General features: G+C 50.3%; 16 protein-coding genes. 1 reads left to right on the top strand and 15 read right to left on the bottom strand.

Annotated features, from left to right (window positions below; genetic code table 11):
• Window positions 1-267 precede the first annotated feature (267 nt).
• Window positions 268-603 (bottom strand): four-helix bundle copper-binding protein, encoded by a 336-nt coding sequence (locus AC3ZPD_RS00765; protein WP_490982809.1) that lies wholly within the window; start codon window positions 601-603, stop codon window positions 268-270.
• Between the two features lie 150 nt (window positions 604-753).
• The gene (locus tag AC3ZPD_RS00760; RefSeq protein WP_490982355.1) at window positions 754-1,884 is read right to left on the bottom strand and encodes a CobW family GTP-binding protein; all 1,131 of its coding nucleotides are present in this window, start codon (window positions 1,882-1,884) and stop codon (window positions 754-756) included.
• A 157-nt stretch (window positions 1,885-2,041) separates the two neighbouring features.
• Between AC3ZPD_RS00760 and AC3ZPD_RS00755 the strand changes: the two genes are divergently transcribed.
• Window positions 2,042-2,554, top strand: a complete 513-nt coding sequence (locus tag AC3ZPD_RS00755) for a MogA/MoaB family molybdenum cofactor biosynthesis protein (protein ID WP_490982354.1) — start codon at window positions 2,042-2,044, stop codon at window positions 2,552-2,554.
• A 113-nt stretch (window positions 2,555-2,667) separates the two neighbouring features.
• Here AC3ZPD_RS00755 and AC3ZPD_RS00750 read toward each other — a convergent pair whose 3' ends face one another.
• The 13 genes from AC3ZPD_RS00750 to AC3ZPD_RS00690 form a co-directional block, all read right to left on the bottom strand.
• The gene (locus AC3ZPD_RS00750) at window positions 2,668-3,126 is read right to left on the bottom strand and encodes a hypothetical protein (protein WP_490982353.1); all 459 of its coding nucleotides are present in this window, start codon (window positions 3,124-3,126) and stop codon (window positions 2,668-2,670) included.
• Window positions 3,127-3,508: 382 nt separating this feature from the next.
• Entirely contained in the window at window positions 3,509-4,966 is a 1,458-nt protein-coding gene (locus tag AC3ZPD_RS00745) for a nicotinate phosphoribosyltransferase (RefSeq protein ID WP_490982352.1), read from the bottom strand.
• 30 nt (window positions 4,967-4,996) lie between these two features.
• Window positions 4,997-5,551, bottom strand: a complete 555-nt coding sequence (locus AC3ZPD_RS00740; RefSeq protein ID WP_490982351.1) for a cysteine hydrolase family protein — start codon at window positions 5,549-5,551, stop codon at window positions 4,997-4,999.
• 88 nt (window positions 5,552-5,639) lie between these two features.
• Window positions 5,640-6,416 carry an NUDIX domain-containing protein gene (locus tag AC3ZPD_RS00735; RefSeq protein WP_490982350.1) on the bottom strand — a complete coding sequence of 259 codons (777 nt, stop codon included), beginning with the start codon at window positions 6,414-6,416 and terminating at the stop codon, window positions 5,640-5,642.
• A gap of 28 nt (window positions 6,417-6,444) precedes the next feature.
• Window positions 6,445-6,846 (bottom strand): PaaI family thioesterase, encoded by a 402-nt coding sequence (locus AC3ZPD_RS00730; RefSeq protein ID WP_490982349.1) that lies wholly within the window; start codon window positions 6,844-6,846, stop codon window positions 6,445-6,447.
• Between the two features lie 155 nt (window positions 6,847-7,001).
• Window positions 7,002-7,442, bottom strand: a complete 441-nt coding sequence (locus AC3ZPD_RS00725; RefSeq protein WP_490982808.1) for a YlbF/YmcA family competence regulator — start codon at window positions 7,440-7,442, stop codon at window positions 7,002-7,004.
• A 99-nt stretch (window positions 7,443-7,541) separates the two neighbouring features.
• Window positions 7,542-9,092, bottom strand: a complete 1,551-nt coding sequence (gene miaB, locus AC3ZPD_RS00720; RefSeq protein ID WP_490982348.1) for a tRNA (N6-isopentenyl adenosine(37)-C2)-methylthiotransferase MiaB — start codon at window positions 9,090-9,092, stop codon at window positions 7,542-7,544.
• 240 nt (window positions 9,093-9,332) lie between these two features.
• The gene (pduL, locus tag AC3ZPD_RS00715; protein WP_490982347.1) at window positions 9,333-9,905 is read right to left on the bottom strand and encodes a phosphate propanoyltransferase; all 573 of its coding nucleotides are present in this window, start codon (window positions 9,903-9,905) and stop codon (window positions 9,333-9,335) included.
• 145 nt (window positions 9,906-10,050) lie between these two features.
• The gene (locus tag AC3ZPD_RS00710) at window positions 10,051-10,917 is read right to left on the bottom strand and encodes a 2-oxoacid:ferredoxin oxidoreductase subunit beta (protein ID WP_490982346.1); all 867 of its coding nucleotides are present in this window, start codon (window positions 10,915-10,917) and stop codon (window positions 10,051-10,053) included.
• On the bottom strand, window positions 10,904-12,691 hold the full coding sequence (locus AC3ZPD_RS00705) for a 2-oxoacid:acceptor oxidoreductase subunit alpha (RefSeq protein WP_490982345.1): 1,788 nt from the start codon (window positions 12,689-12,691) through the stop codon (window positions 10,904-10,906). Before AC3ZPD_RS00705 ends, AC3ZPD_RS00710 begins: the two co-directional genes overlap by 14 nt.
• 216 nt (window positions 12,692-12,907) lie before the next feature.
• Window positions 12,908-13,879 (bottom strand): dipeptidase, encoded by a 972-nt coding sequence (locus tag AC3ZPD_RS00700; RefSeq protein WP_490982344.1) that lies wholly within the window; start codon window positions 13,877-13,879, stop codon window positions 12,908-12,910.
• Between the two features lie 201 nt (window positions 13,880-14,080).
• The gene (locus tag AC3ZPD_RS00695) at window positions 14,081-14,341 is read right to left on the bottom strand and encodes a stage V sporulation protein S (RefSeq protein ID WP_005550495.1); all 261 of its coding nucleotides are present in this window, start codon (window positions 14,339-14,341) and stop codon (window positions 14,081-14,083) included.
• A 168-nt stretch (window positions 14,342-14,509) separates the two neighbouring features.
• Window positions 14,510-15,304, bottom strand: coding sequence for a TIGR00282 family metallophosphoesterase (locus AC3ZPD_RS00690; RefSeq protein WP_490982343.1), 795 nt, complete (start codon window positions 15,302-15,304; stop codon window positions 14,510-14,512).
• Window positions 15,305-15,388: the final 84 nt, after the last annotated feature.

The following is a 15,388-nucleotide window of genomic DNA, read 5'->3' as shown; positions in this document are numbered from 1 at the left end:
TATCCTTGACTCAATGTTAAGTCAAAGCGCTTTCTTTCTCAATCAAATGAAAACTCACTTTCGTCATGAATATTGTTGACAACTTTTATCATAATTAACGAGTTAAATTTTCCCTTGATGGATCAAGGTTTCCGGGCTTTTTCAGGGGAAAGGGGACACAAAAACAAATCCGGTTATTCAACCCGTTTCACCAGATCATAACCGGATTTATCCATTTCGGCCAAAGACCGCGTTCAGCTCTATCCAACATCTGCAGCCAGAATCGGCTTAGGCCGCAGACATGGAACGGCAAACGTCGGCGCAGCGGCGGCAGGCCTCGGCGCATTTTTGGCAGTGATCATGTTCATGTTTGCCGCATTCCTCGGCGCAGGCCTCGCACGCTTTTGCGCAAAGCGCGCAAATTTCCGCCGCAAACATGGAATCCCTGCTCATCGCATCAGCGGCAAACATACAAATCTCCGCACATTCGCGGTCCAGACGGATACATTCTCTAAGCATGGCCAAATCATATTCTTTCAGGCTGGAAACGTAGCAATAATTGCAAGCATTCATGCAGTCGAGGCATGCTTCTATGCATTCTTCGTATCGGTTTTGATTCAGCATCATCATCATGTTCTCCTCCTGCCAGGCATTTAGGGTTTCTATCGTGATTGGATCGTTGCTTAACGTACTGTTATTACCTTTTAAAAACCTGATTGAAACAAATCAGCAGCTTTCAGGCTCTTTCGCAAGTCTCGGTTTCCCTCCGTCCAGCTAGTCTTTAAGGGGGAGAGATGGGGTTTCCAGTTCAAAAAGCTTGATCGCCAAAGCATCCTGGTCGAAGTGCTCGCCTATAAAAACAACTACGTCCGGAATGTCTCCATGCGGCGTAATTTTCATAAAATCAGGTTCGCGGTAAGCATACTGGAATAAAAACCGGCTGCCCGTGTCGGAAAAGCTCAGCACCCCTTTGGCTCGGTAGACATCGCGCGGCAGCTCAGCGATTAACCGTTCAAACGCCACGCTGTCCACCGGGCCTTTCAGGTAATGCGTATAAACCATGACATGGCTGTGCGAATGATGATGGTCATGACCGTGCTGATGATCGTGATGGTGCTCGTTATGGTTATCGCCATGCTTGTTGCCATGCTGGGTATGCTGATGGTCGTGATGGTGCTGGTGATTATGTTTATAGTTATGATCGTCCTCCTGATCGTGTCCGTTTCCTTTACCGTTAGCTTCCTGGCCTTGACCCTGTTCATGCTCATGCCGGTGATTCCCGGCTTCCTGGGAAAGCAGCACCTCCAAATTCACGTCGCATTTCACGGCTGGAATTTTGCTTGCAAATGGATTAGCCTGATCCAGAAGGTCAACCAGCTCGCCCATCCGGGCTTCATCAAGACGGTCTGTTTTATTCAAAACGAGCACGGAAGCGCAGCGGATCTGCTCCTGCATCAACCGGTACGTTTTTCCCTGCTGTTTATCGAATAATTCCATCAAATAAGCGGAATCGACCACGGTGATTACCGGTTTGATTTCGAGCCTCATGTACAGCGCCGTTTCCGTTACGGCATCTAAAATTTCCATCGGATTAGCAGCCCCTGTTGCTTCCACCACAATCACGTCCGGGTGCTGTTTCTGGATCAGTGTGCTCAAAGATACGCCCAGATCTCCGCGGATCGAGCAGCAAATGCATCCTCCGAGCATTTCTTCCATAGGGACTTCCTGCTTCACGAGCAGGCCGTCAAGATTGACGTCGCCCAGCTCGTTCATGATGACAGCGGGTTTTAATCCGGTCTCCTGCCAATAATCAATCATTCTGGCGAGCAGCGTCGTTTTGCCGCTGCCCAAAAAACCTGACAATATGTATATCGGGGTGACGAAAGTTTCCTCTGCTGCGTGCAATTTAGGCTCCTCCTCAAAGGCTGTCTCAATTTCTTCTGTACTGAAAGCGAGTTTACTATAGGTGCAAGAACTATGCAACAAAATGGAAATCCGCCGACGGTATGCTAAAATAAACGTTGAACCTATTTCTGCGGAACATAAAGCGAGGTAATCGACAATGAGATCAGTAGACGAACACAAACTGGAAGCTCCCGCATCCGTCTCCTGCCAGGTGATTACGGTGTCGGACACCCGCACCCCGGACAATGATGCAAGCGGCAAGCTGATTATGGAGCTGCTGCAGGAGCAAGGATACAAAGTCGTTGACTATAAAATCGTTAAAGACGAATACGACGAACTTCGCAATCTGCTCCATGAATCGGCCGAAGACAGCCGGATCGAGGCCGTACTTCTGAACGGAGGCACCGGAATCGCGCCCCGCGACACCACCTATGAAGCGGTAAGCAGCATGCTGGGCAAAGAGCTGCCGGGCTTCGGCGAAATATTCCGTTACTTGAGTTTTGCGGAGGATATCGGTTCTGCCGCAATTTTGAGCCGGGCCATTGCCGGAGTCATGGGCGAAACCGCCGTTTTCTCCATGCCGGGTTCCAGCGGTGCGGTTAAGCTCGCGATGGAACGGATTATCCTGCCGGAGCTTCGTCATGTCATGCGTGAGATTTACAAAAAATAACCAGGGCCGCGGCTTCGCCGGCTGCCCGTTTTATTCAGAAAGCGCAGCATTCAGAATAAGCAAAAACATAAGCAAAAACGCCTGCCGCATAATGATCCGGGCAGGCGTTTTATTTATTTAACCTCGTCGATCAGAGCACTGAAGATCGGCGCCAGCTGATCGTTATATTTATCCTTTTCGCTCCCGCTTGAAACGTATACCAACGCCAGCTTTCCGGACGTCAGAACAAGCGGGCTTTGGCTGTTTTTATTCGTGCCGTACAAGCTGCGGATTTTCTCCTGGCGAGTGCTCTCCTTGTTGAACCGGTAAATCGTTATATAATGATGCGAATCTCCGTTCACGAAATAACTTGTGCTTCGGTTGCCGTCCAAATCTTCGGAATTCATCTCGTGAGTCAAACGCAAACCAAGCCGGGCACATTCCGCACGAAGCTGCTTCAGCAAATTCAAGGTTTGTCCCCCGCCGTAAAATTCGCTGCTCATCAAGCTTTCCGCTGAGGATTCCGATAAAGCATTATCCCGCTGAACACTATAGAGATGAGAATTCGGCCGGTTCTCTTCCGCTCCTGCCATTCCTGGCGGCCCTCCCGAGAAAGCTGCTCCTGCTATGAACGTAACGGTGATGAACTTGACGATACTTACCCAACTGCCCATGAACATCATCCTCTCGAAAATTGGCCTTTTTATAAATAGGAAATGCATGGAAAGGCCTCATCTACAGTTTGTCTTTCATGAGCAGAATTTATACGTTTTATGCATCCCTTTTCTTCATGGCGTTAATAAAAATGTTCTTTCCTCTTTCTGTCGAATCCTCTGCGCCTTTCGTCTATTCTTATCGTTTCCTGCGCTTTCCCGAGAAATAATTTCGATTCTCCTTCCCTTGCGTCCGCGGGTCTTGGATTGTGCAGACAAAAAAGAGCCCTCTTCGTTTCGAAAAGAGCTCCGTTTGATTCATTTATTCCTCATCTTGTTCCAAGTAGGCTTCAATCATCGATTGCCGTTGATTCCAAACCGCTTCGCTCAGGCTGATACGGTAAATCTCCGGATTCAGCTTGCGCAAATATTCCGGCCAAAACAATCCAAGCTGCTGTTTATGGTATGCCCGGATTCCTTCCAGGGTAGGCAGCTCGTAAACCAGTTTCCCCTCTTCAAAAACCGGTACAAGCATACGCATGACCTCGAAGTTTTTGACCGTTTTCTGCAGGGTGGAGTTCAGCGGATGCTTGAGCCGGAGTTTGTTATTGCGTTCTTCCGAAATATGTTCCGATGGATAGGTAATATAGTCGCCCAACGCTTTTCGGTCGCTGCGGCTGATCAGACGGTATATTTCTTTTTTGCCCGGCGTGCTGATCTTCTCCGGATTCGCCGAAATTTTGATCGTCGGTACCATCTCGTCGCCTTTTTGACGCTCCACCAGTTTATAAACGCCCCCAAGCGCCGGCTGGTCCGCCGCCGTAATCAGCTGCGTTCCGACACCCCATATATCGATTTTTGCGCCCTGCGCCTTCAGGTTAAAAATCGTATTCTCATCGAGGTCGTTGGATGCGACGATTTTGACGTAAGATAACCCGGCATCATCAAGCATTTTGCGGGCCTGAATGGACAAATAAGCCAAGTCTCCGCTGTCCAGACGGATAGAGCTCATTTTTTTACCCTGTGATTCCAGCCACTTTGCCGTTTTAATGGCGTTAGGCACCCCGCTCTTAAGCGTATCGTAAGTGTCTACCAGCAGCGTTACCTGGTTCGGCAGCGCTTTGGCGTACAGCCCGAAAGCCTCTTCTTCGGATTCGAAGCCCTGCACCCAAGAATGGGCATGCGTGCCTTTCGTCGGAATGCCGAAATATTCGCCGGCCAGCATGTTGGAAGTGGCATCAAAGCCGGCGATGTAAGCCGCTCTGGCTCCCCAGATCGCCGCATCGGCCTCCTGCGCCCTTCTCGTCCCAAACTCAAGCAGTATGTCGTCAGGTGCCACCTGTTTGATCCGTGCGGCTTTCGTTGCAATAAGCGTCTGGAAGTTCATAAAGTTCAGCAGTGCGGTTTCTACAAGCTGAGCTTCCATGATCGTTCCTTCTACCCGGATTAACGGTTCGTTTGGAAACACCAAAGCCCCTTCCTGCATGGAGAGCAGGGTGCCGCGGAATTTGAATTCCTTCAGCATTTCCAGAAACTCGGGTTTATAGTTTTCTTCTTGTTTAGCCAAATAAGCCAAATCCTCTTCGGTAAAATGAAGATTAAGCATATAATTCACGATGCGCTCCAGCCCCGCAAACACGGCAAACCCGTTGCCAAACGGGAGCTTGCGGAAATAAGCCTCAAACACCGCTTTTCTTAAATGGCTTCCATTCATCCAATGCGCATAAAGCATATTGATCTGATATTTATCGGTATGCAGCGCCAAACCTGTCGTTTGCATCTGATTCCTTCCTCTCTCTGCCGCTGCCATTTACTTCACCACACCTGCGCTGGATAGAACCTGCGCGCCCAAGCTTCCGGCAAAATGCCCGAGCGCCCACTCGTGCCCGGTCTGATTGAAACTGGCTACCGCATCCTCATAGACGGTAATGGCAAATCCTTTATTATAGGCATCTACTGCCGTATGAAGCACGCAAATGTCCGTGCAGACCCCGATCAAATGCACCTCGTTAATGCCTCTTGCCCGCAGCTTTAGCTCCAGATCCGTCCCGCAAAAAGCGCTGTATCTTGTTTTATCCATCCAGTCGATTTGGTCCCGGTATTTTTCGTAAACGGGCTTCAGCTCGCCGAACAGCTCACGGCCTTCGGTTCCCCGAATATTGTGGGGAGGAAAAAGTTTCGTTTCCGGATGATAACTATCATCCTTCTCATGAAGATCAGCCGCCATGACGACATAATCGCCGTTATTCACAAAGGTTTCCGTCAAGCCGGCAATGGCCGGCGTTATGGCAATCGCAGGTTCCCCAACCGGCAGATTCCCATCGACAAAATCATTCGTGAAATCAATCACGATTAAAGCTTTCATTTTCCCTCAGCTCCTGACTGATCAAGATTGGCTGCAGTTTGGTCTATTGCTGTACGCTTGCGAGGCTCTTGCTCTATATTTAATCAGTTTAAGTATAAATACTCAAGCGCGGCGTAAAGTCCGTAAACCGGTAAAGCTGGGCCGGACGCTGGGAATATTGGTTGGACACCAGCCTGATGCCGTTTTCGTCCACCACTTCCTCCAGTATGCCTTGCCTGCTTCTTGTTGATGTAACTTTACGAATGAAATTCAATTCCTCGAAATCGGGCACCACGGTACGAATAACCTGATATAACTCGCTGAGTGTAAAATGCGGAGGCAAAAACTGCTTGGCGATCGTCGTCTGCAGCATCTGCTCCTGGATTCTCTGGTAAGCATCCTTAATGATTTCCCTGTGGTCAAAAGCGAGCTCCAGCTCTTCAAGCGCCTCCTGAATGGTAAACAAACCAACGGTCTGGGCATCATCCGCCGCCCGCCGCTTCTCCAGCACCCATTCTTCCACCAGCGCATAAAAAGCATGTGAAATGATCCACCCGCGCGGATCTCGTCCCGGCGTGCTGTAGACTCCTAAATATTCCAGATGGCCGCCGTCAACGCCCGTCTCTTCCTGCAGTTCGCGGCTTGCCGTTTCATACAGCGATTCGTTTTCCTGCGAGAAGCCGCCGGGAAGCGCGTAAGCGCCGGCAAAAGGCCAGCTCCGTCTGCGGATCAGCATCACCTTCAGCTCAAAGAGCGGCAGGGATTTAGTCGAGGAGCGGCGCTCCTGCTTCGTTAAAGTAAACATGACGATATCCGCAGGAATGCCATCCGGTGTACGGTATTTTTTCGGATTGTAGTTTTTCGCTTTCTCCTGGTCATCGTTCATTTCCATCACCCACACTGTCGGATTAGTTTTAAGCTTGCGCTTTCGGAAGCCGGAAGGTGGATGTAGCCACACAGCCGAGCTGTCCCTTTTCATCGCGGACCTCAGCTCGCATAGTCATCGTACGGAACGTTTCATGCACGGGAAAAGCGCTCGTAATCAGCTTGCCGGCTCCCATTGCCGATAAAAAGTTTACGTTTAAATGAGTGGTCACGCCCTCGACTCCGCCTTTTGCAGCCGAAACGAGAACACCCATGGCCTGGTCCATCAGCGAAGATAAAACCCCACCATGCACGATGCCCATCGAATTTAAATGCTTTTCCTCCACCTCGAGACCAATGTCTACCCGTGAAGCATCGGCATGCAGCAGCTCCATGCCCAAAAATCCCCAAAATGTTTTGCCGTTGCGGCTCATCATATCTGTCCAATCCATGTCCCGCGTTCCCCTCCTGAATCGTGTAGTTCTTCTTGATGTCGTCCCCGCTCTCCCGGCAGGTATGTAAGTATCTTTAGTTTATGACCTGAAGTTTGTTTCGTTCCATGCAGCAAAAAGTGCGGAAGGCTCTCTCCCGCACTTGGCCTGCTGCTTTAATCGCACCGGCTTGGAGGCGCCTCCGTGCCGGATTCCACGTTGATTTTCTGCGAAACCGTGTCTTGAATCGCGGACATCACGAATTGAAGCAAATAGTTGATATCCGCCTGGCTTTGCTGGTATTCGGTCACAAGCGGGATGGCGTCGATCTCGGCCTGCAGCTCGTCGAGCTCCTGTTCGATCCGGCTGACCATATCCTGGTTGCGCATGCTTTCAAAAGCGACGATTTCCTTCTGCTTTTTCTTCATTTGCGAAATCAGCGACTGGACGCGCTGATGGTTCTGGATTAGCTGCTCCGCTTTTTTGAAAACCTGCACTTCTTCGCTTCCGCCGATCAACTCGGCCAGCTCTTTCGATTTCTCCAAAATTTCATTTCTGGAAAATGTTCGCGATGCGGAATCCGGAATTCCGCCTTTAGCGTCAGACATGTCCTGCATCCCTGCCATTTGAATTCCTCCCTTTCGCGTCTATGGTTTATGACTCTGCAGCTTGCCTGGATTCTCCGCTCAGGTCCAATTTCTCACCTATGGGAAAAATCAGACGGCAGCCACAGGTTGGCTGACAATTTTGCCCTTGATATACCAAGTCATCGGATCAGTAATTTCTACATGCACAAAGGAGCCGATCAACTCCGGTCCGCCTTCAAAATGGACCAGCTTGTTGCTGCGGGTTCTTCCCGCGAGCACCTTGGCGTTATTTTTGCTTTCGCCTTCCACGAGCACTTCGACTACCTGTCCTTTGAACTGCTCGTTAATACCGCGGCTGCTCTCTTCAATCGCGTTGTTCAGCCGGTACAATCGTTCCTTTTTCACCTGCATCGGAATATCGTCTTTCATCGAAGCTGCAGGCGTCCCTTCACGGGGGGAATAAATGAACGAATAAGCAAAATCGTAACCCACTTCACGAACAAGGGACAACGTTTCTTCAAACTGTTCATCCGTTTCGCCGGGGAAACCGACGATAATATCCGTCGTTAAGGAAACGTTCGGAATCGCGGCTTTGATTTTGCGCACCAGCTCCATGTAATGCTCACGCGAATATTTGCGTCCCATCATTTTCAGCATTTCCGTGCTGCCGGACTGAACCGGAAGATGAATATGCTCGACCAGGTTGCCGCCTTTGGCCAAAACGGCGATCAACTCGTCGTCAAAGTCGCGTGGATGCGAAGTCGTAAAACGGATCCGCGGAATGTCGATCTTATGGATATCATCCATCAAATCAGCAAAAGAATACGCAATATCCGTAAAATCCTTGCCATAAGCGTTTACGTTTTGCCCAAGCAGCGTAATTTCCTTAAAGCCCTGACGGGCCAGGTCGCGTACCTCCGCAATGACGTCCTCCGGTCGGCGGCTGCGCTCCTTGCCGCGGGTAAACGGCACAATGCAGTACGTGCAGAACTTATCGCAGCCGTACATAATATTTACCCAGGCGCGCATGCCTTCACGTTTTTTAGGCAAATTCTCGATGATGTCGCCTTCCTTGGACCAAACGTCCACAACCATTTCCTTGCTCATAAGCGACTCTTGAATCAGGAAAGGCAAACGGTGAATATTGTGCGTTCCAAAAATCATATCCACAAAACCATGTTTCTGGAGAATCCGGTTCACCACGTTTTCTTCCTGGGACATACAACCGCATACGCCGAGCAGCATGTCCGGCTTTTCGGTTTTCAGATGTTTGAGATGGCCAAGCTCGCCGAACACTTTATCTTCCGCGTTTTCGCGAATAGCACATGTGTTCAGTAAAATGATGTCCGCTACTTTACGGTCTTCCGTCGGCTGGTACCCCATCTGCTCGAGCAGTCCTTTGATCGTTTCCGAGTCGTGCTCATTCATTTGGCAACCAAAGGTGTATACGATATAGTGTTTTCCGGCGCCGATCCGGCGGAGCTCTTCCGGCACAGCCGTATCATAATGGACCTGAACGTTTTCTTTGCCGCGCTGCTTCTCCTGCTTCTGATTCGGTTCGGAGAAAATGTGGATTTCCCGGCCGCGGATCCGGATCTTTTTCCCGTTCTCATCCTCAGAGATGACCTTGGCATCCGAGAAATCAAAATATTTGGAGTAATCCTTCGTTTCTTTAGCCATGTTGCGGCTCACTCCTTACTTCTATCTTTATCCCTTCGGGACAATAGTTTAAAAATGCATTACATCAAATTATAACATGCACGGACTGCTATTTCTAGCCGCTTCCCGGTCGCAGACCGTCTCTTACTGGCTCGTAGTATATAAATCTTATATTCGCTGCCGCATGTTTAGTACGTAAAAAACAAAAACGGCAGCGCCGGGGTCAGCGGGCTGCCGTTTGGTTATTTTCCGGGTATGATCTTATTCTACGATTTCAGCGCTGTCGCCGTTTTTCACGCCGGCTGCATTCGCTTCATCCGTATCGATATGCATGTCCAAAGCAAAAGAATCGGATACGCGGGCGATCACGTTTTCAAACACAACGCCGCGTTCGCCGCCTACACGCACTTTGAGCAGCTGTTTGTCGGCAATACCCCATTTTTCGGCATCGGAAGTATGGAAGTGAATATGGCGGGCCGCCACGATAACCCCTTTGTCCAGATCCAATTCGCCTTTAGGTCCTTTCACTTTGATTCCAGGTGTACCTTCAATGTTGCCGGATTCCCGAACAGGAGCAGGAACGCCGATCGCAAAAGAATCGGTACGGGAAATTTCAAGCTGGGAAGCAGGACGGGCCGGTCCAAGAATACGTACCTTGGCAAATTCACCTTTAGGGCCGATTACGGCCACTTGTTCATTAGAAGCAAATTGTCCCGGTTGGGACAACGGTTTAAATTCAGTCAGCTGATAACCTTCGCCAAACAAAACTTCAATATGTTCTTGGGTAAGGTGGATATGACGTCCGGAAACGCCAACAGGTACGATTTTACTCATCGCAGGGTTCACTCCTATACTGTACTTTTTTTCACTCACAAAACATCCTCAATCATTATACATCTTTCGACACAAAAGGCAAAGGCACCCGACAGGGTGCCTTGTGACAATATTGTTAGGCTTAAAATCAGCCTGGCCCTTATTCTTATCTAAACTCCGCTACCAATTTCTCAAACTGCTCTTCCGTGATTGACGGGTCTTGAGCAGCCAGCGGTTCCGCGCGGAAACCTGGAACGAGATTTTCGTAGCTTTTCCGTTCTTTGTTCTGGTAAATAAGCCCTGTCAGCAGTCCGCCCGTTTCCATCAGCTTGGTCATCGCCTGAATCCGGTTGCTGGAGTCGTAACCTTCGACGGTATCCAGATTCGTAATGTTTTCTTTGAACCAGTCGTACGTATTGACCTTATTAAAGGTTACGCATGGACTAAACACATTGATCAGGGAGAATCCTTCGTGTTTAATGCCTTCCTCAATCAAGGAGGTCAGCTGTTTCAGGTCGCTGGAGAACGATTGGGCTACAAAGGTGGCTCCGGAGGACAACGCCAGCTCCAGCGGGGAAAGCGCCGATTCGATGGAACCTTCCGGCGTACTTTTTGTTTTGAAGCCTTCTGCGCTGCGAGGGGAGGTTTGGCCTTTGGTCAACCCGTAGATCTGGTTATCCATAACGATATACGTAAGGTTGATATTGCGGCGGATGGCATGAATCGTATGCCCCATGCCGATAGCGAATCCGTCCCCGTCACCGCCGGAAGCGATTACGGTCAAGTCGCGGTTCGCCAGCTTCACGCCTTGGGCGATCGGAAGCGCACGTCCGTGAATGCCATGCAGGCCATAAGCATTGATGTAGCCAGAAATCCGGCCGGAGCAGCCGATCCCGGAAATGACCGCAAGCTGCTCAGGCTCCAGTCCGACGTTGGCCGCTGCGCGCTGAATAGCCGCTTGTACGGAGAAATCCCCGCATCCTGGACACCAGTTCGGCTTTACGTTATTGCGGAATTCCTTAAAAGTTGCCATTTTTAACCAACTCCCCGTTTTGTTTCTCCGTCGATGACTGTTTGTATACGTTTAGGCATTTGCCGTAAACCTCGGAAGGCAGAAACGGCGTGCCGTCATATTTAAGCATGTTTACGATTTTCTCGCTGAAGCCGGCGTTCAGCTTGATCAGGCCCGCAAGCTGACCGGTTGCGTTATTCTCAAGCACCACGACCTGCTTCGCCTGCTCCAGGTAAGGCTGGATCTCCTTGGCCGGGAAAGGATGCATCAGGCGAACCGTGATATGATTCGTCTTTACGCCGTCCTCTTCAAGTCTAACACGGGCCTGGTCGATCGTTCCGCCTGTCGAACCCATGCCAATAATGAGCAAGTCTGGCGTTTCGTGCGGAGCCTGAACATGAATTGGATTGTCGACCTGGATGTCGTCCAGCTTGCGCAAGCGTTTATCCATCATGTTCTGACGGTTAACCGGGCTTTCCGACGGCCGGCCGGATTCGTCATGCTCAACGCCGGTTACGTGGTGAATGCCGTTTTTCTTGCCGGGAACGATCCGCGGCGATACGCCGTTTTCGGTCAGCTCATAACGTTTGAACAAGCTGCCGTCTTCGCGTTCCGGCGTTTCATCAACCAGCGTGCCGCGGTCGATGGAGATTTTGCTGTAATCCAGCAGTTCGCAGGACTGCTTGCCCAAAGACAGCTGAAGGTCGGTGGCCAAAATGACCGGAACCTGATATTTTTCCGCCAGATTAAAGGCCTGGATCGTATCGTAGAAACATTCCTCGATCGAACTTGGAGCCAAAACGATCTTCGGAATTTCACCATGCGTTCCGTAAATCAGGGCATTGATATCACTTTGCTCCTGTTTCGTCGGAAGGCCTGTGGAAGGTCCGCCGCGCTGCGTATCTACGATCACGACCGGCGTTTCCGTCATGCCCGCGAGGCCAATGGCCTCCATCATCAGGGAGAGGCCCGGACCGGCCGATGCCGTCATCGTTCTCACACCGGCATAGTTAGCGCCGATCGCCATAGTGATCGCTGCAATTTCGTCCTCCGTTTGCACAACCGTGCCGCCGAACTTAGGAAGCTTCTTGATCAGGTATTCCATGATCTCCGAAGCCGGCGTGATTGGATAAGCGCTCATGATACGGCAGCCCGCCGCAACGGCGCCAAGCCCGATCGCATCGTTGCCGATCATGAACAGCTTTTCTTTGCCGTCCGCAGGCTCCAGCTTAAAGCGCTCAAGCGGACCGCCGGCCAGCTCGAGCACGTATTCCGCGCCGCGTTTGACCGCTTCGACGTTTTTGTCCACAATCGCTTGGCCTTTACGGCCGAATTCTTCTTCTACCGCTTTATTAAATACTTCCAGCGGCAAGCCGAGCAGCGCCCAGGATGCGCCGGAAGCAACCATGTTTTTCATCAAGGAAGTGCCAAGTTCTTCTGCAATAGCCGTGATAGGAACCGCAAACAGCTTGGCGCTGCTGCCTTCAGGAACGGTTGGATTGAATTTGGCGTCCGCCACAATTACCCCGTCCTGACAAAGCTCATGGGCATTGAGGTCGATGCTTTCTTGGTCGAAAGCCACCAAAATGTCCAGGTCATCGGAAATGGCCCGGATCGGACTGGTGCTGATTCTGATCTTGTTGTTGGTGTGTCCGCCTTTGATACGGGATGAAAAATGCCTGTAGCCATACAAGTAATATCCCAAACGATTTAAAGCTGTAGAAAAAATCCGATCCGTACTTTCTACGCCTTCACCCTGCTGTCCGCCGATTTTCCATGACAATTGACTAATCAAACCGCCCACCCCTTTAATCGTATCGCATCAGAAGATTAATAAGTGCATGATGATTTCATAAAAATCAAGCCTGCGGAGGTGTTAACCACCGCTAAAATATGAAATATCTGTTTCATAATCATGTCAATTTTATGTCGACGGGGTGTAAAAAGCAAGCGTTTTCGCGCCCAATTCATATAGTAGTTTTCGATTAAACCGTTCTCGGTTCGTTATAGATTAAAGCGCTTTCTTTGTTGCTGGAAGCCAGGTTTGCAAAAAGCGCAGCGCGTTCAGGCTCAACCACTTGTCCACGAGCGCTTCGGAGTAGTATTTCATCAGCAGTTCTTTCCACCCGGTATAGCAGGCCGAGTTCTCCAAGCCTTCAATATGCGTATCGATTCCGTCGAAATCCGATCCAAACATGAGATGGTTTTCGGCGCCCAGCGAACACATATGCTCCAGATGCGGGAGAAGATCGGTCATTTTGACCGGACCGGAGGTTTTTACGAAAGGAGGCACAAAAGTCAGTCCGATTCTTCCGCCCAGACGAACGATAGTACGAATCTGCTCGTCGGATAAATTACGCGGATGGTCGCAGATCGAAAAGCTGTTGGAGTGGGAAGCGATAAACGGCCTGCCGGCTTTTTCCGCAGCTTCGGTCAGCTCCCAGAACCCTTTAACCGATAAATGCGATACATCCAGAATCATGCCCAGCTCATGGCAAAGTTTGACCAGCTCATGGCCCTTCTGCGTAAAACCGCCCCCGCGCGGCTCCATGATTCCGTCTGCCGCCCAATTCGCATGATTCCATGTAATCCCGAGAAAACGTACGCCCAGATCGTAGCAGTTCTGCACATATTTCAGGTTGCCTTCAAGTCCGTGCGCGCCTTCGAGCGACAGCAGGCCGCCTGTCCCTCCTACCGCCATTAATGACGCAAGCTCCTGCCTGCTCGTAACCAGCGGAATTCCGGCTTTCGCCACTTCCGTACGATACAAGCTGATCTGCTCCAGCACGCGGCCAATCCGGGCTTCTTCAAGCTCATCGGAAAGAAATACGGCGAAGCATTGAAGGCCTACCCCGCCCTCCTTCAGCTTCTTAGCCGTAACATCAAGCCGTTCATCCTCTTCAAAGCGAAGACCCGGCTGCTCTTGAAGTTTGCTTAATGCGTCACAATGAAAATCGATGATGCCAAATTTCAACCGATTCACAACCTTTCATCCATCAAGTTCATAATCAACTGTCGCTCTAACGCTGGACATACTTTTGGTAAATATAATCGACCGTGATAAGGATGCCCGTAATCAAGACAAGTTAAGGTTAGTCCACTCTTGGCGCAGCACAACCGCAGTTGGCGACGAAACGCAAAAAACCTGCCTGCCCCCGGGCAAACAGGTCCTATTAAAAATCGTTCATCTTGGCTCCACGATCAGCTTGATTGCTGTCCGGTCCTCTCCGTCTATGACAATATCCGTAAAAGCAGGAACACAAATCAGATCGACTCCGCTAGGAGCCACAAATCCCCGGGCAATTGCCACCGCTTTGATGGCTTGATTAAGCGCACCTGCCCCGATCGCCTGAAGTTCAGCAGCGCCTCGTTCTCTAAGTACACCCGCAAGTGCACCGGCAACGGAGTTTGGGTTGGATTTTGCTGAAACTTTTAATACTTCCATGGTAAGTACCTCCCTGTGATTAATAGTTTGGTTTCCACTACCTTGACAGATGATCTGTTAGATCATATTCGGGAGATCAGGATTAATTCCTTCTTTTTGGAAGCAGCCAGAAAAAAAAGAGTCTCAGCACCTATACCCCTTCTCTTAGGCGCGTCTGGAACCTTTGGCTTAGTCCATTGTCCACTCGTCTTCAAGCAAACGAATTTTGCGGATCGACTTCGCTTTTCCGGTTTGATCGTCCAGATCAACGACGACGGCATGGAAATGCCATTTGCCATTGCATACCTGGAACCGTACGGGGAGCTGGGTTTTAAACTTACGGAGCACCGCTTCACGCTCCATCCCCAAAATGCCTTCCCGCGAACCGACCATCCCGACATCGGTAATATAAGCCGTTCCTTCCGGCAAAACGATATCATCGTTGCTTTGGACGTGGGTATGCGTGCCTACGACCACCGATGCACGGCCGTCCAAATGCCAGCCCATCGCGATTTTTTCCGATGTTGCTTCGGCATGGAAGTCAACGAAAATAAACTTGTGTTTCTTCTTCAACTGATCCACGATTTCATCGGCTGCGCGGAACGGACAGTCCAAAGGCGGCAGGAAGGTACGGCCCATCAGATTGACGAGCGCGAGCTCTTTGCTGCCATTTTTAATGATCGTATGCCCTTTTCCGGGTGTGCCTGGAGGATAGTTGGCCGGTCTGATCATTCTGGGTTCATCGTCGATAAACTCAAAAATCTCCTTGTTATCCCAGGTATGGTTGCCCATCGTAAGGCCATGAATGCCCCACTCAAAAAATTCCTTGGCGATGGCTGCGGTAATTCCCCGGCCTGAAGCCGCATTTTCCCCATTCGCTATAATGATGTCCGGGTTATATTTGCTTTTAAGCTGAGGCAGCGTTTCTTTAAGTGCCTTACGGCCGGTTTGGCCCACGATGTCTCCGATAAACAGCACCTTCAACGTTAAATCCCCCTCTAATTGTTTTCCATTAATCTTTCTGTGATAAAAAAAGAAAAAGGCGGCCCTGAAGGGCCGCCTGGGCAA

It is taken from the genome of Paenibacillus mobilis (assembly GCF_058267595.1).
Note: the sequence above shows the minus strand (reverse complement) of the source record. Positions and strands in the feature narration are given on the sequence as shown.